The organism is Pedobacter sp. SAFR-022, assembly GCF_051965375.1.
GTDB lineage: Bacteria > Bacteroidota > Bacteroidia > Sphingobacteriales > Sphingobacteriaceae > Pedobacter.
In genome coordinates this window covers 595,002-619,577 of record NZ_JBQCME010000001.1, presented here as the reverse complement: position 1 = coordinate 619,577, position 24,576 = coordinate 595,002, and the positions used below count along the sequence as shown (strand labels likewise).

The following is a 24,576-nucleotide window of genomic DNA, read 5'->3' as shown; positions in this document are numbered from 1 at the left end:
ATTATGAGGAATATCTCATTGATCATTAGAAGAGTTTGGAAGTCCGCATTCATGTTTACGGCTCTATCTGTTTTAATAGTTTCTGGTTCAAAAGCACAAGATGTTACAGAGGGAAGGACAATCTTTAAGGAGCGTTGTACGTCATGTCACGCTTTAGATCGTGATTTAGTTGGTCCTGCATTACAGCCGATCGTAGGTTCAAAAGATGAAGCATTTTTAATCAAATGGATCAACAACGCGCCTGCATTAATTGCATCTGGAGATAAAGAAGCTATTGAAGCTTCGAAATGGAATCCAAATGCGGAGATGACTGCATTCCCGACTTTAACTGAAGTTCAGATTAAAAGTATTCTTGCTTATGTAAAAGCAGGTGAGCCTAAGAAAGAGGGTGACGCTGCTGGTGCTGCTGCACAACAGGAAGTGTCTAGCTTCTCTATTGCAGGGGTGATCGCAGTGATCTTGATCTCTATTGTTGTGTTGGTGGTATTAGCCCGCGCAATCAAGATGCTTGAGCGCCTGATTCTACAGAAACAAGGTGTTGTCATTGTAGAAGCTGAAAAGGTGCCTTTATTACAAGGTATCGGTCAGTTGTTTAAAAACAAGAAGTTTATCTTCTTCTTTATCCTGTGTATCGTAGCTACGCTAAGTACATTCGGATGGATGGGTATGTGGAATACTGGTGTTCACACGGGTTACCAACCGGTTCAGCCGATCAAGTTCTCTCACGAGTTACACGCAGGTGTTAACCAGATTGACTGTCAATACTGTCACTCTGGTGCATTCAAGTCTAAGAATGCAACCATTCCGTCATTGAATGTATGTATGAACTGTCACAAAGCGGTTCAGGGCAGAGACAACAACGATGGAAACATTTCTCCGGAAATTCAGAAGATCTATAATGCTCTAGGTTACGATGCAGATAAAATGTCGTACGATAAATCTAAAGAGAAGCCGGTTGAGTGGGTTCGTGTTCACAATCTTCCAGATTTCGCTTACTTCAACCACTCACAACACGTTGTGGTAGGTGAGCAAGCGATCCGTAAAGAAAAAGGTTTACAACCAAATGAGCCAGTATGTTTTGCATGCCACGGTCCGGTTGATACCATGGAAGAAATTTATCAATATTCACCTTTGACGATGAAATGGTGTATTAACTGCCACAGGGAAGCCGAGCTGGACGTTAAGGACAATGGCTACTATACTAAGATTATAGAAGCGCATGAGAAAATCAAAAAAGGCGAGAAAATTACCCCAGCTGCTCTTGGTGGCCTGGAGTGTGGTAAATGTCATTATTAATAGAGTTTAGTTAAGAACGTTCGATTAACAGTAATATAGCTTAAATGGAAAGCAATAAAAAATACTGGAAAGGCTTAGAGGAGTTTAAAAGCACTCCCGAATTTGTTGAAAGCAACAAAAACGAATTTGCTGAGCCCCTTCCAATAGAAGATGTTTTAAATGAAGCAGGATTAAGTACGGTAACTCCGCGCCGCGACTTTTTAAAGGCGCTTGGTTTCGGTCTTGGTGCAGTAACGCTTGCTGCTTGTCAGCCTGCGCCTGTTCACAAGTCTATTCCGTACCTGGTAAAGCCGGAAGATGTAATTCCTGGAATACCTAACTATTATGTATCTAGTTTTAACGGACAGAGTGTATTGGTGAAAACCAGAGAAGGTCGTCCGATTAAGATTGAACCAAATCCAAATGCTGGTGTTTACAGCCAGGGTACCAACCCACAAGCGCAGGCATCTGTGTTGGATCTGTACGACATCTCTAAATTAAAAGCACCAGTACTGAAGAACCAGGAAACTACCTGGTCTAAAGTTGATGCTTATGTTAAGGCGGAACTTGCAAAAGTTCAGGCATCTGGTAAAAAGATCCGTATTGTTTCTTCGAGCGTAAACAGCCCGTCAACACTTGCGGTGATCGCGGATTTCATCAAAACATACCCGAACACTGCACACATCCAATATGATCCGGTTTCTTATACTGGTATCATTAAGGCAAATGAGAATAGCTTTGGTAAAGCTGTTCTTCCAAAATATAACTTTGATAAAGCGGATCTGATCGTAAGTTTCGGTGCCGATTTCCTTGGTACCTGGATCAGCGGTGAAGAATTTACTTCACAGTATGTATCCAACAGGAACAACACCAGCTTATCAAAAGGTAAAATGTCGCGCCACATTCAGTTTGAGGCTGGCATGAGCCTAACTGGTACCAACGCGGATACACGTCTTCCAATTAAATTGTCGGAAGAAGGTCCTGCTTTGATTACCTTATATAATGCGATTACCGGAAATAACCTTGCTGGTGGTGTATTGCCAAACAATACTGCTGCGGAGAAAGCAATTAAGTTAGCTGGTAAGGAGCTTGCACAAATGAAAGGCCGCGGTCTGGTTGTTTGTGGTTCTAATGATGTTTCAACACAAATTCTGGTTAATGCTATCAACTCCGCTATTGGAAGTTATGGTACAACCATCGATTTAGATACACCTTGCAGACGCTATGCAGGTAACGATGCTGCTTATGCAGAATTCGTTAACGAAGTAAACAGAGGAGAAGTTGGTGCGGTGTTCGTATTGAACGCAAATCCTGCTTACGATTCTTTCAATGCTAAGGCATTTGCTGACGGCATGAAGAAAGTTCCATTGAAAGTTTCTTTCGCTGACAGAGCTGATGAGACTGCTGCTTTCTGTGATGTTATTGCAATCAATCAAAACTACCTGGAGTCATGGGGTGATGCAAGTGTTTACGACGGATACTATACCATCGTTCAGCCTACCATTAACCCGATCTTCAATTCAAGACAGGCAGAGCAGAGCTTATTGATCTGGTCTAACAATCCTGTTGTAGAATACTACCAGTATGTTCGTAACAACTGGGAGAAAAATGTACTGCCTTTATTTGGTAAGAGCTGGAACGATGTGTTACAGTCTGGCGTAGTGTATGCAGCGGTTCCAAAGCCAGCTGGTACATACACCTTCAACATGTCGCTTGCTTCTGTAGTACCATCTGTTTTAAATACAAGCAAAGCACTTGCAAAAGACATCGAGTTGCATATCTATGAGAACAATGCAATTGGTGATGGTCGTTTTGCTAATAACGCCTACCTGCAGGAGTTACCAGATTCAGTTACCAAAGTAACCTGGGATAACTACATTGCAATGGCACCTAAGTTTGCAGAGAAATTAGGTTACAACGAATTTGACGTTGTTTCTGTTAAAGCTGCAAACGGTTATACTGTAGAGCTTCCTGTTTTGATCCAGCCTGGTCAGGCTATCGGTACTGCTTCTATCGCATTAGGTTACGGTAGGTCTAAAGCAGGTGCTGCTGGTAATGCGGTGGGTCAGAATGCTTATCCTTTCCTTTCGTTCAACAATGGTACCCGTCAGTATGCGGCAAACGTGACCACCGAGAAGACTGGTAGCAGACATGAGCTTGCTCAAACGCAAACCCACCACTCTTTCGAGGGACGTAACATCATCCGTGAAGCAACCTTCCAGGAATTCGTTAAGAATCCTGCTGCAGGATCTGGTAACCACGGTGAGAAGCATAAGACCTACGATATGTGGGATACGTTTGAAAGACCTGGACACAACTGGGTTATGGCGATCGACTTAAATGCTTGTACCGGTTGCGGTTCATGTATCGTTGCTTGTAACGTAGAAAACAACATTCCTGTTGTTGGTCGTGATGAGGTTAGAAAACGCAGAGAGATGCACTGGATCCGGATTGACCGTTACTATACGGTAAATGATGGTGACAGAAAAGTAACTGAGGAACATGAAGTAGAGGAACTTGACAACCTGGACAATGTTTCTGTAGTTCACCAGGTGATGTTATGTCAGCACTGTGAGCACGCACCATGTGAGACAGTTTGTCCGGTACTTGCTACCGTACACTCTTCAGATGGTTTAAACCACATGGCTTACAACCGTTGCGTTGGTACCCGTTACTGTGCGAACAACTGTCCGTATAAAGTACGTCGTTTCAACTGGTTTAACTACTGGAATGATTCACGTTTCGATAATTATCTGAACAATGAGTTTACACAATTGGTTCTGAATCCAGATGTAACTGCTCGTTCAAGAGGGGTTATGGAGAAATGTTCAATGTGTATTCAAAGAATCCAAACCGGAAGATTAGAAGCGAAGTTGGAGAAACGTGCTTTAAGAGATGGCGACATCAAAATGGCATGTCAGCAAGCTTGTCCGGCAAACGCGATCATTTTCGGTGATGGCAACGATCCAGAATCTGAAGTTTCAAAAGCATTACGCAGTGAGCGTGTTTACTATGTGCTTGAAGAGATTAACACGCAGCCTGGAGTAGGATACATGACAAAAATTAGAAATACAGGTACAACAATACAAGCGTAAGCTGATATTAAAGAAAATAAATTATGTCAGGACATAAGGAATCAATATTAAGAGAGCCATTAATCACCGGTAATGATATCACGTTTGCTAAGATCACAGACGATATTTTAACACCGGTAGAGAACAAGCCGAACAAGGCATGGTGGATAGGATTTATCATTTCAGCATTAGGCGCGTTATTATGGGTCTTTGCTGTAAGTTACACCTTCTGGAATGGTATCGGATCTTGGGGTCTGAACAAAACAGTAGGATGGGCATGGGACATCACCGGTTTCGTTTGGTGGGTTGGTATTGGTCACGCCGGTACACTGATCTCAGCGGTACTACTACTTTTCCGCCAGAACTGGAGGAACTCCATTAACCGTTCGGCAGAGGCGATGACGATCTTCGCGGTTATCTGTGCGGCAACCTACGTTGTGTCACACATGGGTAGACCATGGTTAGCATACTGGGTACTTCCATTACCAAACCAGTTCGGTTCATTATGGGTTAACTTTAACTCACCACTGGTGTGGGATATGTTCGCGATCTCGACTTACTTCTCGGTATCATTATTATTCTGGTACACTGGTTTACTTCCGGATATTGCAACCATCCGTGACCGTGCTGTAGGTGTAAGACGCAGAATTTACTCTATCCTTTCTTTTGGATGGACAGGTAACGTAAAAACCTGGCAGCGTTTTGAGGCGGTGTCTCTGATCCTTGCAGGTATTGCAACGCCACTTGTACTTTCTGTACACACGATTGTATCCATGGACTTTGCAACATCCGTGATTCCAGGATGGCACACCACGATCTTCCCGCCATACTTCGTTGCGGGTGCGATCTTCTCGGGATTTGCGATGGTACAAACGCTATTGTTGATCACCCGTAAAGTACTGGGCTTAGAAAACTACATCACCATGTTCCACATTGAGTCGATGAACAAGATTATCCTTGTTACCGGATCTATCGTAGGTGTGGCTTACTTAACAGAGTTCTTTATTGCTTACTACTCACAAGTAGAATACGAACAATATACTTTTATGACCAGGTTTACCGGTCCTTACTGGTGGGCTGCTTGTATGATGTATGGCTGTAACATCCTGATGACCCAGTTAATGTGGTTCAAAAAGGTTAGAACAAACATTCCATTGTCATGGGTACTATCAATCATCGTTAACATCGGTATGTGGTTCGAGCGTTTTGTGATCATCGTGATTTCATTACACCGTGACTACCTTCCGTCTAGCTGGGCGATGTTCTACCCAACATGGGTTGACGTGGCGGTATTCGTTGGATCGATTGGTTTATTCTTTACCTTATTCCTGTTGTTCTTAAGGGTTATGCCTTCAATTGCGATGGCAGAGGTGAAATTACTGCTGAAAACAGCAAGTGAGCAGTCGAAAATGGAACAGATCAAAGAAGGTCATGTTAGCAAGGAATACGTAGCAGAATACGTAGACTCTTTAGAGAAGTTTGATAGTGTTAATCAAGAACAATACGCAAAATTATAACAATGGGTAATATCAAATATATATTAGGCAGTTTTGGTGATCCTGACGAAATGATGCATGGCATTGATAAGTTGCAGGAGAACAACATAAAGATACATGATGTGTATACGCCTATGCCGATCCACGGTATTGAAGCCAAACTTGGTGTAAAAAGATCAAGACTGGATATCGCCGCATTCTTCTTCGGAATTACCGGAACCATCACCATGCTGTCTTTCGTGTACTACGCTGCAGCAGTGGACTGGCCTATTAATATCGGTGGTAAGCCACACTTTGCATTACCGGATTTTATTCCAATTACTTTCGAGTTAACCATTCTGTTTTGTGCGTTTGGTTTGGTTGGATCCTACTATGCGTCCTCACACATGTTCCCGGGAAGAGCACCTAGAGTGATGGACCTAAGAGCAACGGACGACAGATTTATCATTGCGATTGATGCTGCACAGAATCCGGAACACAGTAAAATAGATAATTTATTAAAAGAAGCAGGCGCTTTAGAGATAAAATATAACGAAAGAAAGTATGTTAGCTATGAATAAAAATAAGATAGTTTACGCCGCGTTTTTTGCCTTAGCTTTTGTTGCATCACTTTCTTCATGTGATAACAAGCGGAGCACCGGCCTGGAGTTTGCGAGAAACATGTATGATCCGCTGGCACCTGACTATGATAAGCCGAACAAGAACTTTGCAAACGGCATGACAGCACAAACGCCGCCACCTAACACCGAGCCAATTGGTTTTGTACGTTACGAATACGCAAATACCAAAGAAGGTTATGAAGCTGCCGGTCGCGAGCTTGTTAATCCATTGGAAGCGAATGACCAAAACCTGTTGTCCGGTAAAAAATACTACACTGTATTTTGTGGCCCTTGCCATGGTGAGGAAGGTGATGGAAAAGGCCACCTGGTGAAGATCGAAAAGTACAGTGGTGTACCTTCATACCACGGTGATGCTGCATCTTCAAGAGGTGGACTGATGAAAGACCTTAGTGCAGGTAAAATCTACCATACCATTATGTATGGTTTAAATAACATGGGTTCACATGCCTCGCAATTAACTCCTGAAGAGCGTTGGAGAGTGGTGATGTGGGTTCAGAGATTACAACAAAAATAAATAATAGAAAAGCAAGAGATAAATGGGAACTCATAATTATAATTTTACTGAGCAGTTCGAATTTACGGGCAAACCAAAAATGTTAAGCATTATTGGTATCGTTATCGGATTGGCTGCAATTGGATATGGTCTTTCCGATCATGAACTTCATGAAAGGACGTTTGCAAACCTGTTATTAATGGCCTACTACTTTGCATTTGTTTGCATGTCGGGCGCTTTTTTCCTGGCCTTGCAATATGTTGCACAGGCTGGATGGTCGGCTTCGATTCTTCGTGTACCGCAAGCAATGGCAAGAACACTGCCTTTAGCTGCTGTAGTTTTGGTTCTGGTAATTGGTGCTGGTCTATACACCCATAACTTGTACCACCACTGGAATGCACCAGGACTTACCGATCCAAGCTCCGAGCATTATGATAAACTTATTGCTGGTAAATCAGACTTCTTGAACATACCGTTCTTCATGGCCCGTGAAATTGTTTTCTTAGCCATTTACAGCTTCTTTGCCGTAATGTTTGCTAAGAACTCTGTGAATGAGGATTTAGAGGGTGGCTTGAACTACTACAACAAGAACTTTAAGTCCGCAGTAGTTTTCCTTGCACTTTATGGGTTCACGACGCCAATCTTTGCTTTTGACACCATCATGTCTATTGAGGCACACTGGTTCTCTACCATGTTTGGTTGGTATAACTTCGCTTCGATGTGGGTTTCCTGCTTGGCAATCATCGCTGTGATTTTGATTTTACTAAAGAAATCAGGCTACATGCCATGGGTGAACAACAGTCACTTGCATAACCTGGGACAGTTTATCTTCGGTTTCTCGATCTTCTGGACCTATACCTGGTTCTGTCAGTTCTTACTGATCTACTATGCAAACATGCCCGAAGAGACTGTTTACTTCTACAAACGTCTTGAATACTATAAGTTTTGGTTCTACCTGAACTTACTATTAAACTTCCTTGTACCGGTGTTCTTGTTAATGGACAGAGACAATAAGCGTAGTGAAAATGTACTTTTAACCGTATCCATCCTTATTATTTGTGGCCACTGGGTAGATTTATATCAAATGATTATGCCTGGATCTGTGGAAAGCCACAATGGTTTTGGATTTATTGAAGTAGGTATAGCAGCTGGTTTTATTGGATTGTTTACCTTTGCAGTATTAAGTGCTTTAAGCAAGCAGCCGTTAGTCGCTAAGAACCACCCGTTCTTAGAGGAGAGTTTGAATCATCATTTGTAAGGTGTTCATTTTAAGAATAAATATATTATAGTACTTGAAGTACAACATACTACTTTTAAGAAAATGAGTCTAAAAAATTTAATAAGTAAAAAGACATTTGCGGGTCTGGCGGTTATGTTAACTGCATTTGTAAATACCACCAGTGTATTTGCACAGGAAGCCGCCGCTGCTGCTGCAACTACGGCCAAAACTGTGGACATGGGGCCTATTTATAAATCTACGTTATTCTATGTCCTGCTATTCTTGTTGCTATGCTTATTTGTAGCTATAGTTGGAAAGGCACTCCGGGTTTATGAATTGACCCGTACTGCACAAGATAAACCTGAAGGTATTAACTGGGATAGTGTCAATGCGGTATTATTCCTTTTGTTCCTGATTGTAGGTCTATATGGCGTATACTGGGAATACACGGTTCACGGCAAGATGATCCTGCCGGAAGCCGCTTCGGTAGATGGTGCGGAGATCGACAAGATGTTCAACATCACTTTGATCATTACCACCATCGTGTTCATCGGTACCCACATTCTACTGTTTCTTTTTTCTTTCTTTTACAAATACAACGCAAACAGAAGGGCATACTTTTACCCGCATAACAATACCATCGAGAAAATCTGGACCATTATTCCAGCTTTAGTATTGTCGGTGTTGGTTGTAATGGGTTTCATCACCTGGAGAACGATCTTTTACAAGGTTGTGGATCCAAACAACAAGCCATTAAACATTGAAGTTACTGCACAACAGTTTGCGTGGTATGTAAGGTATCCGGGAGCTGATGGTGTTGTAGGTGTGAAGAACTACAAAATGGTTACTGGTCTGAATACTTTAGGTATCGACTTCAAGGATAAAAACAACCTTGATGACCAGAATGCTGAAGAGATTGTAATCCCGGTGAACAAACCAGTTCGTTTCGCAATCAACTCTAAGGATGTTATCCACGGTTTTTATATGCCACATTTCCGTGTTCAGATTCTAGCGAACCCGGGTATGATGACTTACTTTGAGTTCACACCAACCATTACGACTACAGACATGCAGGCTAAAACCAATGATCCTGCATTCAAATATGTATTGCTTTGTTCGCAAATTTGCGGTTCAGGACACTACAATATGCAACGTACCGTTAGGGTTGTTAGTCAGGAAGAATATGATGAGTGGATTACGCAACAGCCTACTTACATTAACAATGACTTAAGAAAGCAATTTAACTTGCCTGTGATTGCTGAGCCTGCGACTCCTGCACCAGCTCCTGCACCGACTCCTGGTCCTGGTCCGGATTCTCTTGGAACTGACAGCGGTGCGGTTAGAAAAACTGATTTGGCCAAATTAAATTAACATACTGGATAGTAATATTATGTCAACGATAACTTTACACGATACGCATAAACATGATGGTCATGATGCTCACGGGCATGAACATCACAAAGAAACATTCTTAACAAAGTATGTTTTTAGTCAGGATCACAAGATGATCGCCAAGCAGTTTTTGATCACTGGTATCATCATGGCTGTAATTGCGATGATCCTGTCCATTCTTTTCCGTCTGCAGTTAGCATGGCCTGACCAAAGTTTTCCTTTGTTGGAAACTTTCTTAGGAAAATGGGCTGAGGGTGGTCGAATTAAACCCGAGTTTTACCTCGCCCTGGTAACCATACACGGTACCATCATGGTATTCTTTGTATTAACCGCCGGTTTATCTGGTACCTTCAGTAACTTACTGATTCCTTTACAACTTGGTGCACGTGATATGGCATCGCCATTGATGAACATGTTATCTTACTGGTTGTTTTTAGGTGCTTGTTTGGTCATGATGGGTTCATTCTTTGTACAAACTGGTCCTGCGAGTGCTGGATGGACGATCTATCCGCCACTGTCTGCTTTGCCTAAAACGATCTCTGGATCGGGTACTGGTATGACCATGTGGTTGATCAGTATGGTTATGTTCGTTGCATCCCAGCTTATTGGTGGTATCAACTACGTAAGTACGATCTTAAACATGCGTACTAAAGGTATGGACCTTTGGAAAATGCCATTAACCATCTGGGCTTTATTCTTAACTGCGGTGTTGGGTATCTTGTCTTTCCCGGTATTGGTAGCTGGTGTTGTATTATTGATTTTCGACAGAAGCTTCGGTACAAGTTTCTACCTTTCTGATATTGTTATTGGTTCTCAGGTACTACCTAACGAAGGTGGTTCTCCGATCCTTTGGCAACACTTATTTTGGTTCCTTGGTCACCCTGAGGTATACATCGTAATTATGCCTGCTTTGGGTATCTCTTCTGAGGTTATCGCTGTAAACTCCAGAAAACCAATTTTTGGTTACCATGCGATGGTTTACTCTTTGATCGGTATCATGGTGTTATCGTTCATCGTTTGGGGTCACCACATGTTCGTAACCGGTATGAACCCGCTACTTGGTGGTGTGTTTATGATCACCACCTTGATTATTGCGGTTCCATCTGCGATTAAGACCTTTAACTATCTGGCGACGCTATGGAGAGGTAACATCCGTTTTACTCCTGCGATGTTGTTCGCAATCGGTATGGTTTCTTTCTTTATCTCTGGTGGTTTAACTGGTATCTTCTTAGGAAACGCATCTTTGGATATTAACCTTCACAATACTTACTTCGTAGTTGCTCACTTCCACCTGGTAATGGGTTCTGCGGCGATCTTCGGTATGCTTGCCGGTGTTTACCACTGGTTTCCTAAAATGTTCGGAAGAATGATGAACCCTAAATTAGCGTTCCTTCACTTCTGGATTACATTTGCTTGTGCTTACCTGGTATTCTTCCCATTACACTTCTTAGGACTTGATGGTGTTCCACGTCGTTACTATGCGTTTACTGAATTCGAGTTTATGCAGAAATGGGTTACCGTGAATGTATTGGTTACCTGGGCTGCAATTGTTGCTGCATTGGCACAAGTTGCATTCCTATTCAACTTCTTCTATTCGATCTTCAAAGGAAAACGTACTACACAAAACCCTTGGGGTGCGAATACTTTGGAATGGACCACTCCGGTTGAGCACTTACATGGTAACTGGCCAGGAGAGATCCCAACCGTTTACCGTTGGCCTTATGATTACAGTAAGCCAGGTGCTGAGGAAGATTTCATTCCGCAGACTGTGCCTTTCTCTCAAACCATGAGCTCTAACGTACCGCACGATTTTGACGGTAATGCAGAGGCAGAGCGTATCCAGGAAGAATGGATGGCTAAGCAAGAGAAAGCCGAGCGCGAAAAAGTTGACTAACAACAAATAGTCTTTGAAACATATTTTTGGGGTATCTGCTTGAGTCTATACTCATACAGATACCTCAATTTTTTTAACCCCACTTCAAGCATGATTTCAAAATCTGAACGAAGATTTGTCAGGCTAAACCGCTTCACGATTATATTTACACTGCTGCTGATTCTCGCAGGAGGAATTGTTAGAAGTACCGGCTCCGGAATGGGCTGTCCCGACTGGCCAAAGTGTTTTGGGCAGTATATACCACCGACATCTATTGACCAGCTGCCGCTGGGCTATGAGCACCACTACATCGAAGAAAGGGTAAAGAAGAACGAACGTTTTGCCCGCTCCCTGGAGAAGCTTGGGAAGGTAGAACTGGCGAAGAAAATTCGCGAGGATAAGACCCTGGTTCAACCGGAATCATTCAATGCTTCGAAGACCTGGACAGAATACATCAACAGGCTTACCGGCGCTATAACCGGGTTATTATTGCTGGCAATTGCTGCTTATTCTTGCATTTACAGGAAGACTGCGACCAGGATTTTCGTGCTTAGCATAATCAACCTGTTCGTGGTTGTGTTTCAAGCCTGGTTGGGCTCTATCGTGGTTTCCACAAATCTTCTTGCCTGGGTGGTAACCGTCCATATGTTGCTGGCACTTGTGCTACTGGCCATCCTGGTGTATACCTACGATTACGCTAATCAGCGCCTGAAAGCGCCTGTGGTGGTTATCTCTAAAGTTGGCTGGTTGAAAGTCTTGATCTTTGTAGCCATAGCAGTAAACGTTTACCAGATCGTGCTTGGTACGGAGGTACGGGAGCAGATTGATTTTATTTCCAAAAGTTTGGACTATCAGAACCGTCCGGTTTGGGTGAGTAAGGTTGGAAGTCTTTTTGATAACCACCGGACTTTAGGCATTATTGTATCTGTACTTTGTGTACTGATCTACAAGTTTGTGATGGACAAGTTCGGGGGGAAAGCAACGGCAATAAAAGTTAGCAATTCCATTATAATTGTTTTGCTTGTTCAAATGGTAACTGGCTTTTTATTGTCTAACTTTGCGCTGCCGCCCTTCGCTCAGGCCATGCATATTTTGTTTTCAACTACATTATTCACCTTACAATACTACTTGTATCTGCTTGTTTACCGGGCTAATACTTACAATCAATAACATTACAGACATTGAAACAATTCTTCGCAGATTTCTCAAAACTAATTAAGCTTCGACTGACTTTCCTTGTTGTTTTTTCAGCTTCGGTCACTTTTCTGATGGGCTCTAAGATGCAGGTTGCAAGGGGCGAGATTGATGGTATTGCCTGGGGAAACTGGTTGATCCTGATTGTTGGCGGATTTTTTGTCACTGGCGCTGCAAACTGCTTCAATGAGATCATTGAAAAGGATCTGGATAAGCTGATGACGCGTACCAAAGACCGTCCGATGCCTGCAGGCCGGATGACTACAGGGCAGGGCCTGGTTTCTGGCTTACTCATGGGGATGTTCGGCACCTGGCTTCTAGGTAAATTAAACCTGGAGACAGGACTACTTTCTGTATTTTCCATCCTCCTTTATGCATTTGCTTATACGCCGATGAAGCGGAAGTCGCCCATCGCTGTTTTTATTGGTGCTATTCCCGGCGCATTACCGCCGCTGATCGGCTACCTAGCCGCACTGGGTCATGCAACGAACTTCCTGCCTATAGACTATCAGGTTGCCGTTATTCTATTTTTGGTACAGTTCGTATGGCAGTTCCCGCATTTTTGGGCAATTGCATGGGTATTGGACGACGACTACAAGAAAGCAGGTTTCCGTTTACTTCCAACAACAAAACGCGACAAGATCAGTGCCTTCATCACGCTGCTCAGTACGATCATTCTAATCCCAGTGAGCCTGATGCCAACCTTCTACGGTTTTGGAGGTATTTATGTGGCGATTATTTCGGTTGCCATTGGAGTATGGTTTATGTACACTGCGCTAAAGCTGTTTTTAAAACAGGACCTGGAGAGTGCAAGAAAGGTCATGTTTGCTTCGTTTATCTATTTGCCAGTGGCACAGCTGGCACTTTTGTTTGATTTTATAATAAAATAATACATGGTACAATCACTTAATCATCAAGAGGCGAATTCCAATTATAAAGCTAAGAAGTTTATAATCTGGTTATTCGTCGTTTCGTCTACCATCATGTTTGCAGGCTGGACGAGTTATTACATTGTATTTGCGGCTTCTAAGTCAAAGGGTCATGGTTTGGTGTTGCCAGACATGTTTCTTTACAGCACCGCAGTACTTTTAGTCAGCAGCATCTGTCTTTTCTTGGCGGCACGCGCATTCAGGAACGGTCAGGTGAGTTCGCAGAAAACATTCCTTTGGGCAACGCTGTTACTTGGGATAGTTTTTGGCTATCTGCAGGTGGAAGCCTGGGTAAGTCTATATCAGAGCGGTGCATTTCTGGTGAACAATAACGCTGCAATTTCCCTGATTTATATCGTATCAGGAATTCACTTGCTGCATATTTTCGCAGGCTTGTTATTGATTTTGAGTACACTTCTGGGCGTTTACGGAGAGATTTCTACAGAGCGTTTACAGTTCAGAATGGAGGTTTCTTCCATATTCTGGCATTTTATAGATATATTATGGATATATCTGTATGTTTTTTTACTTTTGAACAGTTAGACTTTTTAACAAACTATTACAAACTTTAAAATGGATTCATTATCACAATTAGATCAGGTAAAAACTACTCCGTGGAGCGGTGGCCGTTCACCGTGGTCAGTAGAGTACGGCAAAATAATGATGTGGTTTTTCTTACTATCAGATGCCTTTACTTTCTCCGCATTATTAGTTTACTATGGTGCTCAACGTTTCTCAAAATTTACCTGGCCTGATCCTGATTTGGTTTTCCAGTCTATCCCTGGTGTAACAGATAGCGGCGCACCATTGGTATTCGTAGGTATCATGACCTTCATTCTGATCATGAGCTCTGTAACCATGGTACTTGCAGTAGAGGCAGGTCACAGAAATTCCAAGAAAGAAGTTATTGGCTGGATGGTTGCAACCGTGATCGGTGGTTTCATGTTCCTGGGATGTCAGGCATTAGAGTGGACACACCTGTTCCATGAAGGCTTTGGCTGGGGTGAAATTCCTCCTGCTGAACACTTACAGCACTTCTTTGATGGCGAGGTTTCTACAGTAGCTACACAGCAATTCTCAAACCTGTTCTTTACCATCACCGGTTTCCATGGTTTCCACGTATTTACTGGTGTTGTACTTAACGTGATCATCCTTTGCATGACTATTGCAGGTGTATTTGAAAGACGCGGACATTACCTTATGGTGGAGAAAGTTGGTTTATACTGGCACTTCGTTGACCTTGTTTGGGTATTCGTATTTACATTCTTCTATCTAATCTAATTTATAAAACATTATGTCCGAACACATACATACTACTGATGGCCATGCTCACGGCGAGCATGAGGGTCTAACTAAGAAAAAGATCTGGCAGGTATTCGGGATCCTTTTATTGATCACCGTTGTAGAATTCTTCATCGCCCTTTGGGTATTGCCTCACGGTTATATGTCCCACATGGTTGGTAACATCATCTACATTGCCCTGACCATCTTAAAAGCGTTTTACATTGTAGCCTACTTCATGCACTTGAAATATGAGAAACTGGGACTGCAACTATCGCTTACCGTAACCTTTATATTTATTATCTATTTCATTGTGCTCTTGTTGATTGAAGGTGGTTACCTACAGTTGCATATGCCATTCCAATAATGAAATTATTTCCAATAAAGAAGATCTTAATCCTGGTAACCATATTAGCGGTACCAGGATTTTTGTATTATTTACTACAGGATAAAGGTAAAAATCGATACAAACCGCTGCCGTTCTTCGGTCCTAAAGTGGTTGCAAATACCTTTCATAGTGTTCGTGGTAAAGAAATCCCAGACACCATTTATCATCAGGTGCAGAACTACCAGCTGCAAAATCAGGCTGGCGATTCTATTAGCCTGGATGCCTATAAAGGGAAGGTGGTTATCTTAAGCTTATTTCATACTGCTGGGAACACCTATGGCGTAGATTTCACTAACAAGGCCGTGAAGGCCTATCTAGCGAACTATGGCGACAATGAAATCCTGAGGTTTGTAAGCATCAGTATCGATCCAACAAATGACCGACCAGCATTGCTGAAAGATTATGCACAGACCATTGGTGCCAAAGCTGGCAAATGGGATCTGCTAACCGGTGATAGTACACAGGTTTTTGACCTGCTCAACAAGCAACTCTTCGTAGATGCGCACAAAGTAATGGAAAATGGCAAGCCAAAGTTCATCTACAGCAACATGTTCGTACTGCTAGACACCCAACGCCGCATCCGCGGTTATTACGAAGCTACTAATCAGCTAGCCTTATCTAAACTCGACGACGAGATCCGGGTGCTCATTACCGAAGAGCTCCGTAACATGAAAGACGGCAGATAATTACTAACACAAGAAAATGAATCTAACTGATAAACTATTTTTAAGGCTGGTATGGATTGTAACAGCAGTTGTGCTCATCGTTGTAATTGCGTTGAAGCTTGTACCACCACCAACTACCGTTCCCTCGTTTCTATATATCTTACCGCACGTAATCGGAGGCATAAACGCTACCTGCGCGGTGCTGTTGGTGTTATCCTTGATCTTCATTCGTCGTAAGAATATACCGGCCCACAAGATCACCAATATCATAACTTTCATCCTCTCCGCAATCTTCCTGATCTTTTATATTCTGTTTCACCTTTACGTGAAGGATACCAAGTTTGGGGATGTAGACCATGATGGTCTGTTGTCGGCAACTGAAGCCGCTGCAGTAGGGGCCGTACGGTATGTTTACTACTTTATTCTGCTAACCCATATTCTGCTCGCCATCGTAGTTCTGCCATTAATTCTGGTGAGCTTCTTCAGGGGCTTAAATATGCAGGTCGAAAAGCACCGAAAGATTGTGCGATGGTCCTATCCGGTATGGCTATACGTTGCCGTATCTGGCGTGCTGGTTTACCTGATGATTTCACCATATTACAATTTTTAATTTCCCCAATCGTTTAGTACTTATATTTGTTATTATCAATGGCCACTGCTACTGGTCGTTTGATTTTAGAATAACGCAATACACCTCAAGCCTACAGTTATGAAAAAAGCGCTGCTGCTCATCCTTCTCGTTTTCAGCTTGACTGCCGTAAATATTCCTGTGAGTACTGCTCAATGTGCCATGTGCTCGATCAATGCTGACCAAGGTATCGAGAATGGAAATACACAGACCAAAGGAATTAACGCCGGTGTACTTAGCCTTTTGGCTGCACCTTTCCTGTTAATGGGTGGAATAGGTATCCTGTGGTACCGCAAATACAAAGAGCCACGCACCAGCAATCCCTTATGATCCGGCCGGAGACGCTTAATTTTCTAAAAGAGTTAATCGAAAATAACGACCGCAACTGGTTTGCTGCGCACAAGGATGAATATGAAGCTGCTAAAGCTGACGTCCTTCATTTTATCAGCTTGCTGATTCCGCTGCTGGCCACCGTGGATCCGGCATTTCCAAAAGATAGTCTGCCGAAGAAACACCTGCTTCGTATCTACCGGGACATTCGCTTTAGTAAAGACAAAAGACCTTATAAGAATAATTTTGGGATCTATTTTTCCGTGATCGGAAAGAATGGAAACGAGCCCGGTTATTACATCAACTTAGCACCGGGAAATTGCTTCTTTGCAGCAGGCTACTGGATGCCAGGTGCAGAAGATCTTAAAAAAATCCGTGAAGAGATTGATTACAACCAGGATGAATTCTTAGAGATCATCAATAACGATGGGTTTAAATCGCTTTTCAAGCTTGATGAAACGGATTCGCTCAAGAAGGCTCCTAAAGGTTATCCCACAAATCATCCCCTGATCGATGTGCTTAAGCTAAAAAGCCTTACCGCAATTTATCCAATCGCCGATAAAGACTTCTTCAAAGCGGATATCACTGAAAAAATACATGAAGCTTTTAAGCAAATCTATCCATTTATGTTATTTTTGAGAACCGCCATTGCAAGCTAGTACCGGCGTGGATATCGTTTGCAGGTCCTGATTTAACATCATGATTAGACCAGGATCTGAACGGAACCCAATTTTATTAACCGCCGCAAGGCTCAACCACATCAAATGAGAAAAATCACTACGCTTTTAGCCGTTCTATTATTTTGTAGCGCATTTGTTTCCTGTAAAGTGATGTCCATGAAGGAATACAGGCGACTACTTGCCAGACAGGATTCTTTAAATACAGGTCTTTCTGGTGCACAGCAAAGCAATGAAAGTCTTGAAAACCGGATATCAAAGCTGCGTAAAGACACCGCAGATCTAAACGGTAAATTAGCCGATCTAAGAGCGAAATACGACGAGATGGATGCCAATTACACCAAGCTGCGCAGCAATAGCTCAACGGAGATCAACAAGCTTTCTGCAGACCTTAAAAAACGTGAGCAGCGTTTAAAAGAAGTGGAAGAGGTATTGCGTAAACGTGATGAGGCTACCAACCAGCTCAAAGAAAAGTTACAACAAGCTTTACTTGGCTTCACCAAAAGCGGTTTAACGGTGGAGATTAAAAACGGAAAAGTATATGTATCACTTACCGACAAGCTATTATTCCCTTCCGGTAGTATCATCATCGATGAAAAAGGCCGTCAGGCTTTAACACAGCTTGCTGCTGTATTGAAAGAACAGCCGGAGATCAACATCGCTGTTGAGGGGCACACCGACAACCAAAAAGTGAATAACCTAGGCCAGATCAAAGACAACTGGGATCTAAGCGTATTAAGATCTACCTCAGTAGTGCGCTTCCTTACCGAAACGGGCAAGGTAGAAAACGTTAGAATGACCGCGACCGGTAAAGGCGAGTTCCAACCGCTAGAGAGTAACGCCTCAGCAGAGGGTAGAAGCAAAAACCGCCGTATCGAGATCGTACTTTCACCAAAATTGGATGAGTTATACGACTTGATCAAGCAATAGCAAGGCTAAGTTTTTGCCAAATGGCAAAAGAAAAAAGAAAAAGGTGAATCAATGGGTTCACCTTTTTTTATGATCTATCCCACGTATTCCATCAAGGTTTGGAAAGAAACATGGCGGTTTTTAAACCTGGTATTGAGTTCTTCCTGCATCGCAGGAGCATGTTCCAGTTTGTAACTTTCATAGTCAGCTTCGCTGTCCAGCACAAACTGCAGGCAGTAGGTAACCCCTTCGTTTGGAGAATCCACCACCTTAAGCAGGCGGTTGGAAGCAAACTTACCCGTGGCCATAATTGCAGGTATATAGGCCTCCTGCGTCCAGGCGAGCCATTCATTAGCTGCAGCCTCTTCAAGTATGATGGTGATGTTATATAATAGCATAAAACAAAGATAAAATTATAAGTACAGATATCGGCTCACAGAATTATATCCTGATGGATATCGATGGTCATGGTATTTTAATTGTTACCGTAATCGACATTTAAGTTGAAAGAAATATCCTTATTTTGAAAAATACCGGGCAGACACAACAGGTAACAATGTTGGTGTATAACAGCAACGGATAATGGTGTTCCGTACTTTTGAACTATTAATGAGGACTAAATTTATACTTTATATATGCCTGTTATTTCCGCTGCTGTTTGCCTGCAAGCAACAGACTGGGAAATTAATTCCTGTAAACGATTTCTTCAAGTCACAGGAGCGGGTTGCTTTCGCCATCTCGCCGGATGGTAAAAACCTGTCCTACCTGAAGCTGATCAACAAGAAGCAGGAGCTCTTTGTGGAGCGTCTGGAAGATGGCAGCACGACACAGATCACCCGGCTGGATGATCATGTCATCGGCTACTACTCCTGGGTGAGTGATAATGAACTGATCTATTACAAGGAGAGCCAGGACAACAACAAGCAATCTTCGGTGTTTATCATCGACAAAACAGGTGGCAATGAGCGACAGCTTAATGAGAATGAGAAAAGCCGCCTGCGGGTGCTTAAAGACCAGCTCATCGACAACAAATACCTGTTGGTATCTTCCAATAAGAGGGATTCTACCGTTTTTGATGTTTATCGCCTGAACGTGCGTGACGGCAAGATGGAGATGGCCGTTAAAAACCCTGGGAACATTACCGATTGGATCACGGATGCAAGAGGACAGCTCCGGTTAGCAATATCCAGCGATGGGGTAAATGAGACCCTGCTGTACCGGGAAAAAGAAAGTGAACCATTTACGGCCATCCAGACGAACAGTTTCACCACCACCATCAAGCCGATCTCTTTCTCCGAGACGCAGCCAAACGTGATCTACGCCATCTCCAACATGAACCGCGACAAAAACGCGCTGGTGGAGCTCAACTGCAAAACCGGTAAAGAAACCAGGGTGCTCTTCGCAAACGATACCCTCAATGTGGTAGATGCCCAGTATTCCCGAAGAAAAAAGGGGATGGGCTTTGTAATTTGCGAAACCTGGAAAAAGGAAAAATTCTACCTGGATGATACCGTGAAGCAGTTTTACAGTAAGCTGGACAAGCTGCTACCGGGCACGGAATACCGGATCTTCGATCGTGATAAGAACGAAAACCTGTTCATTGTAAGAACCTTCACCGACAAAAATCCAGGATCTTACTACCTGTACTTCGCCAACAAAGGACAGATCAAAAAGTTGAGCGACTTTAACGCTTCCCTCAAAGAACAGGATTTGGCAGAAATGAAGCCTATTTCCTATACTTCCAGAGATGGTCTGAAGATTAACGGCTACTTAACCTTACCGCTAAACAAACCCGCCAAAGACCTGCCAGTAGTCGTGCTGCCACACAATGGACCTGGTTCACGTAACACCTGGGGATACAATCCAGAGGTGCAACTGCTCGCCAACCGTGGCTATGCCGTGTTCCAGATCAACTACCGAGGCTCATCGGGCTATGGTAAGGCCTTTATGACGGCAGGCTACAAGCAATGGGGCGGAAAGATCAACAACGACATCAACGATGGGGTAAAATGGCTCATCTCACAAGGTATTGCTGATGCCAAGCGGATTGCCATATATGGCACCGGACTGGGTGGCTATATCGCGCTGAACAGTATCTTCGCCAGTCCCGGTATGTACGCCTGTGCGGCTTCTAATTCCGGCGTCATCAACCTCTTCAGTTACCTGAAGTCGGTGCCGCCATACCTTAAATCCAACTTACAGATGTATTATACCATCGTCGGCAATCCAGTCACCGATGTAGAATACATGCGCCAGGTATCGCCGGTGTTCCATGCGGAGAAATTCAATGTGCCGGTGTTCATCGCCCAAAGCGCAAATGACCCGAGGATAAACTCCGGGGAAGTAGAGCAATTCGTGAAAGAATTGAAGAAGCGCAAGGTCGACATCACTTATCTTGAAAAAAGCAGCGAAAGCTCTCCACTCGGAAATGAACACAGCAGGCAGCAATTGTACCTTGCCCTGGAACAATTTCTTGATATCAACCTGAAAAAGAAATAGCTTAGCGGTAAATGACTGCAGATAAGAATAGCGGCTACCGTAAGAATTTTTCATTGATCATAACTTTTCTTATTCTGATCTCTGTATTCTTCGTGCTGTCTTTATTTCTCGCCTACAACTTCAGCAAGAAGTTCATCGAAAACGAATTTGTATCCGAGAAGGTCAATGTGCTCGAGGCGAGTATCAAGCCCTATAACGAGTTCTTCCAGAATAAACTTCCCGAGATATCTTACTATAATGGATACCTGGATTCTGCAACCACATCCCGGTTTGTAGATACCCTGCTCTTGCAATATCCCTTTGTTTCCAAGGTAATCTTCTACGATACAGAGGTTTCCACCAGCTCGGTACGTGACGGCTTGAACACCGGGCACTTCGCCATGGGGCCAAAGTACATTTACCAGTTTGGTAGTCTGGTTCCGATGGATTCCGTAAAGCTATTTTCCAGGAACGATCCCTCTACCGCCATGCGCGGTGATGATTTTAACACCCTCGCCATTAAGCTGATCAACTACATCGAAACGCTCGACACCGCAAGGGCGCCAACAGCGGATGAGCTTTTCAGTAACTTCAGTGTGGTACGTTCTAACAAGATCACCTACCTCAACATCCCCAGGTTTGAGGACCTAAAGGTTTATAAGCAGATGATGCAGCGCAAGCTATCCACATCGCCGGTTTACCAGCAGGACATGCTTACCTTTTACCTGGATCCCAGCAAGATCCAGATCATCAACTCCAATCCAAAGCTCTACCAGAACATCCGGATTGAGCCTTTAACCTACGATCCGCTGGATACCTCCTCACAGTTCGTCACGACAGAGATCACGCTACCCGGGCCATTTTCCGATTACAAGCTATACTTCATTTCGGCCCAGAGTTTTGTCGACAAAGCCATTTTCCGCTACTTCCTGCCCATCGCAATCGTACTGATGATCTTCTACGGCGTGCTGGTACTGGTCGGTTTCCTGATCTACCGGAACCTGAACATCAACCAGAAAATGTACAAGCTGCAGTACGACTTCGTGAATAACCTCACCCACGAGTTTAAAACGCCGGTAAGCGTAATTAAAATTGCCGGAAACAACATCCGGAGTGCGGCCGCTTTAACCGAAAGAGAGCAGAAAATGTATGGTCGTATTCTGGATGAAGAAGCGGATAAGCTCAATGGCCTGATGAACAAGTTGCTGGCCTTCACGCAGATCGAAAACAAGGCCATCCAGCTACACCAGGAGAAGGTGAATATTGTCGATTTCATTGAGAGTACCATTGAATCGCACCGACTTAAACACCCTGACTTCCATTTTACTTACGAAGTGAGTGGCTTTAAGAACTTTACCACCGACCCGGTGTTATTAGGAAGTCTGTTCGATAACCTTGCAGAAAATGCCTACAAATACTCTTCTCCGGACCAGAAGTACCTGCATGTAAGTGCCAGGCAGATCAAAGGTAAGATCGTGCTGCGCTTTACAGATAAGGGAATAGGTATTCCCGCTCCGGAAATAAATAATATATTTAAAAAGTTTTACCGCGTGCAGAATCAGTATAACCAAAATGGAAGCGTGGGGCTAGGACTTGCTTTCTGCAAGGAACTCGTGGTTTTCATGAAGGGCGAGATCAGTGTAAAAAGCAAGGTAAATAAGGGTACAGAGTTTAAAATTATACTACCATATAACGAATAATAAGATGTCTAAAGGGGTTAAAATACTAATTGTTGAAGATGATGAAAACCTGCGTTTCTTAGTTGTTCACCGCTTGAAAGCTGAAGGCTACGAAGTGCTGGAGGTTGGTGACGGCGAAACTGCAGAAAGGACCATCCTTACAGATAAACCGGATATTGTATTGTTAGATTGGATGCTTCCTGGCAAGCAGGGTTCTGAAGTATGCGAAAGCGTACGTCATCAGGGCTACGAAGGGCTCATCATCATGATGACCGCCAAAGCGCAGGACGTAGATAAAATTGATGCGTACAACTTCGGTGTTTCCGATTACGTAAGTAAACCGTTCAATATGGATGTACTCGTTGCCATGCTGGAAAGCAAGGTGAAGTTCCTGATCAATAACGATCGTTCAGAGATTCACCGTTTTGGCGATATGGAGCACCATCCGAACATTCACACGCTATACCGCCAGGGCAAAAAGATCGAGCTAACCATCCTGGAAAACAGGATCCTGTTATATTTCCTACGGAACCCGAATAAGGTGATCAACCGCGACGCGTTGATGCTGGAAGTATGGGGTTATAACTCTGATGTAAACACCCGCACCCTGGATATGCATATTGTAAGGCTTCGAAAGAAGATAGAGCTGAATCCGGATAATCCGCAGCTCTTGTTAACAGTAAGAGGCGTAGGCTACCGATTTAACGGCGCCTAAGCCTTTTTAAGGACGTTTACGCCCTTTTTAAAGTAAAGATGGTGATCTCCGGCAGAATACCCACTCTGCCGGGATAGCCAAGAAAACCGTAGCCTACGTTCACGTATAGCTGCTGATGTTTTTCCTGATACAAGCCTGCCCATTCTTTATAGATGTACTGTACCGGGCTCCACTGCATGTTTTCGGCACGTACACCAAACTGCATACCGTGAGTATGTCCACTAAACATCGCATCAATCTGCGGATATTCCGTTAATACCTGGTTACGCCAGTGCGAAGGATCGTGCGAAAGCAACAGCTTCACCGGCAGATCATCCGTATCCTTCACCGCCAGATCCATGCGCCCGTATTTCGGAAAGCGGCCCATGCCCCAGTTTTCAATACCCAGAACACCGATCTCTTCACCGTCAACTTTAATTCTGCGGTGTTCATTCATCAGCAGGTCCCAACCCATCAGCTCATGCGTTTTTATCACATCCTGCAGGTTTTTGGCCTTAGCGGCCGATGGCCCCTTGCCGAAGTGATAGTCGCCATAATCATGGTTACCCAGCGAAGAATAAACCCCTAGTGGCGCCTTTACCCGCGTAAAACTATCCTGATAGTCGCGCATCTCCGTCGCCATATCGTTCACCAGATCGCCGGTAAAAAAGATCATGTCGGGCTTTTCAGCAAGCAACATATCGATACCGCCATTCACCGCTTTTTTATTGTAGAAACTACCCGAGTGGATGTCGGTGATCTGGCCCAGGGTCAAGCCGTCAAATGCCTTCGGCAGATTCGGCAGGTACAGGTTACGGCGACGTACCTGATAATCGTATGCCCCCGAAATAATGCCCCAGCTTAAGGACGTTAATGGCACTGCAGCAGCCACAAGCCCGGCTTTCACCAAGAATTCTGAACGTGGTATCGTGTTCCCAGGCAAAGGTTCCTTCACCGCAACTTCTTTCTTGCGCCTGAAAGTTTTGATCACCAGCCTGCGCAGATCATCGATCAGCAGGAAAGGCAGCATCACGAACTTACTTCCGCAGGTTAGAAAGAAAGCGACCAGGATTATTGCACGAAGCGTTAAAAACAAGTTTAAAAATATCCCTGCAAATACCCCTACGATCAGCAGCAGACTGTAGGTCCACCATGCAATGCCGAAGATCTTACGGGTACGGGGCTTCCAGTTTTTAAAGACAGCTAAAACCGCCTTGTAGAAGTAGAAGTCAAATGCAATCAGAAGTAAACACAGGGGAATCAGTACAGCAATTCTCCCCAT

General features: G+C 43.6%; 23 protein-coding genes. 21 read left to right on the top strand and 2 right to left on the bottom strand.

Annotation, left to right across the window (positions count from 1 at the left end; genetic code table 11):
- Positions 1–3: 3 nt before the first annotated feature.
- The 18 genes from ACTHQF_RS02700 (at position 4) to ACTHQF_RS02615 (ending at position 18,464) form a co-directional block, all read left to right on the top strand.
- Positions 4–1,296, top strand: a complete 1,293-nt coding sequence (locus ACTHQF_RS02700) for a c-type cytochrome (RefSeq protein WP_440428307.1) — start codon at positions 4–6, stop codon at positions 1,294–1,296.
- Between the two features lie 44 nt (positions 1,297–1,340).
- The gene (locus tag ACTHQF_RS02695) at positions 1,341–4,370 is read left to right on the top strand and encodes a TAT-variant-translocated molybdopterin oxidoreductase (RefSeq protein WP_440428306.1); all 3,030 of its coding nucleotides are present in this window, start codon (positions 1,341–1,343) and stop codon (positions 4,368–4,370) included.
- A 23-nt stretch (positions 4,371–4,393) separates the two neighbouring features.
- Positions 4,394–5,866 carry an NrfD/PsrC family molybdoenzyme membrane anchor subunit gene (gene nrfD / locus ACTHQF_RS02690; protein WP_440428305.1) on the top strand — a complete coding sequence of 491 codons (1,473 nt, stop codon included), beginning with the start codon at positions 4,394–4,396 and terminating at the stop codon, positions 5,864–5,866.
- A gap of 2 nt (positions 5,867–5,868) precedes the next feature.
- On the top strand, positions 5,869–6,405 hold the full coding sequence (locus tag ACTHQF_RS02685; RefSeq protein ID WP_440428304.1) for a DUF3341 domain-containing protein: 537 nt from the start codon (positions 5,869–5,871) through the stop codon (positions 6,403–6,405).
- On the top strand, positions 6,398–6,979 hold the full coding sequence (locus tag ACTHQF_RS02680; protein WP_440428303.1) for a c-type cytochrome: 582 nt from the start codon (positions 6,398–6,400) through the stop codon (positions 6,977–6,979). The genes ACTHQF_RS02685 and ACTHQF_RS02680 overlap by 8 nt, the downstream gene beginning before the upstream one ends.
- A 22-nt stretch (positions 6,980–7,001) precedes the next feature.
- Positions 7,002–8,216: a quinol:cytochrome C oxidoreductase gene (locus ACTHQF_RS02675; RefSeq protein WP_440428302.1), complete on the top strand. Its 1,215-nt coding sequence runs from the start codon at positions 7,002–7,004 to the stop codon at positions 8,214–8,216.
- 63 nt (positions 8,217–8,279) lie between these two features.
- Positions 8,280–9,548 (top strand): cytochrome c oxidase subunit II, encoded by a 1,269-nt coding sequence (locus tag ACTHQF_RS02670; protein ID WP_440428301.1) that lies wholly within the window; start codon positions 8,280–8,282, stop codon positions 9,546–9,548.
- A gap of 19 nt (positions 9,549–9,567) precedes the next feature.
- Entirely contained in the window at positions 9,568–11,463 is a 1,896-nt protein-coding gene (locus ACTHQF_RS02665) for a cytochrome c oxidase subunit I (RefSeq protein ID WP_440428300.1), read from the top strand.
- Between the two features lie 90 nt (positions 11,464–11,553).
- Positions 11,554–12,612: a COX15/CtaA family protein gene (locus ACTHQF_RS02660; protein WP_440428299.1), complete on the top strand. Its 1,059-nt coding sequence runs from the start codon at positions 11,554–11,556 to the stop codon at positions 12,610–12,612.
- Between the two features lie 11 nt (positions 12,613–12,623).
- Positions 12,624–13,526, top strand: a complete 903-nt coding sequence (gene cyoE / locus ACTHQF_RS02655; protein ID WP_440428298.1) for a heme o synthase — start codon at positions 12,624–12,626, stop codon at positions 13,524–13,526.
- Positions 13,527–13,529: 3 nt separating this feature from the next.
- Positions 13,530–14,108, top strand: a complete 579-nt coding sequence (locus ACTHQF_RS02650) for a cytochrome c oxidase subunit 3 (RefSeq protein WP_440428297.1) — start codon at positions 13,530–13,532, stop codon at positions 14,106–14,108.
- A 30-nt stretch (positions 14,109–14,138) separates the two neighbouring features.
- Positions 14,139–14,846 carry a cytochrome c oxidase subunit 3 gene (locus tag ACTHQF_RS02645; RefSeq protein ID WP_440428296.1) on the top strand — a complete coding sequence of 236 codons (708 nt, stop codon included), beginning with the start codon at positions 14,139–14,141 and terminating at the stop codon, positions 14,844–14,846.
- A 13-nt stretch (positions 14,847–14,859) separates the two neighbouring features.
- On the top strand, positions 14,860–15,213 hold the full coding sequence (locus ACTHQF_RS02640) for a cytochrome C oxidase subunit IV family protein (RefSeq protein WP_440428295.1): 354 nt from the start codon (positions 14,860–14,862) through the stop codon (positions 15,211–15,213).
- On the top strand, positions 15,213–15,920 hold the full coding sequence (locus tag ACTHQF_RS02635; protein ID WP_440428294.1) for an SCO family protein: 708 nt from the start codon (positions 15,213–15,215) through the stop codon (positions 15,918–15,920). The genes ACTHQF_RS02640 and ACTHQF_RS02635 overlap by 1 nt, the downstream gene beginning before the upstream one ends.
- 16 nt (positions 15,921–15,936) lie before the next feature.
- Positions 15,937–16,509, top strand: a complete 573-nt coding sequence (locus ACTHQF_RS02630) for a DUF420 domain-containing protein (RefSeq protein ID WP_440428293.1) — start codon at positions 15,937–15,939, stop codon at positions 16,507–16,509.
- A gap of 99 nt (positions 16,510–16,608) precedes the next feature.
- Positions 16,609–16,857, top strand: a complete 249-nt coding sequence (locus tag ACTHQF_RS02625; RefSeq protein WP_440428292.1) for a hypothetical protein — start codon at positions 16,609–16,611, stop codon at positions 16,855–16,857.
- The gene (locus ACTHQF_RS02620; protein ID WP_440428291.1) at positions 16,854–17,516 is read left to right on the top strand and encodes a DUF2461 domain-containing protein; all 663 of its coding nucleotides are present in this window, start codon (positions 16,854–16,856) and stop codon (positions 17,514–17,516) included. Before ACTHQF_RS02625 ends, ACTHQF_RS02620 begins: the two co-directional genes overlap by 4 nt.
- Positions 17,517–17,621: 105 nt before the next feature.
- Positions 17,622–18,464 carry an OmpA family protein gene (locus tag ACTHQF_RS02615; RefSeq protein ID WP_440428290.1) on the top strand — a complete coding sequence of 281 codons (843 nt, stop codon included), beginning with the start codon at positions 17,622–17,624 and terminating at the stop codon, positions 18,462–18,464.
- Between the two features lie 74 nt (positions 18,465–18,538).
- Here ACTHQF_RS02615 and ACTHQF_RS02610 read toward each other — a convergent pair whose 3' ends face one another.
- Positions 18,539–18,841 (bottom strand): DUF4286 family protein, encoded by a 303-nt coding sequence (locus tag ACTHQF_RS02610; RefSeq protein ID WP_440428289.1) that lies wholly within the window; start codon positions 18,839–18,841, stop codon positions 18,539–18,541.
- Positions 18,842–19,052: 211 nt separating this feature from the next.
- On the opposite strand from ACTHQF_RS02610, the gene ACTHQF_RS02605 reads away from it, so the two are divergent.
- The 3 genes from ACTHQF_RS02605 to ACTHQF_RS02595 are packed head-to-tail and all read left to right on the top strand — an operon-like array spanning position 19,053 to position 23,315.
- Entirely contained in the window at positions 19,053–20,942 is a 1,890-nt protein-coding gene (locus ACTHQF_RS02605; protein ID WP_440428288.1) for a prolyl oligopeptidase family serine peptidase, read from the top strand.
- An 11-nt stretch (positions 20,943–20,953) separates the two neighbouring features.
- Positions 20,954–22,621 (top strand): sensor histidine kinase, encoded by a 1,668-nt coding sequence (locus ACTHQF_RS02600; protein WP_440428287.1) that lies wholly within the window; start codon positions 20,954–20,956, stop codon positions 22,619–22,621.
- A gap of 4 nt (positions 22,622–22,625) precedes the next feature.
- On the top strand, positions 22,626–23,315 hold the full coding sequence (locus ACTHQF_RS02595) for a response regulator transcription factor (protein WP_440428286.1): 690 nt from the start codon (positions 22,626–22,628) through the stop codon (positions 23,313–23,315).
- A gap of 16 nt (positions 23,316–23,331) precedes the next feature.
- Here the strand turns inward: ACTHQF_RS02595 and ACTHQF_RS02590 are convergent, their stop codons facing one another.
- Positions 23,332–24,576, bottom strand: coding sequence for a metallophosphoesterase (locus ACTHQF_RS02590; protein ID WP_440428285.1), 1,245 nt, complete (start codon positions 24,574–24,576; stop codon positions 23,332–23,334).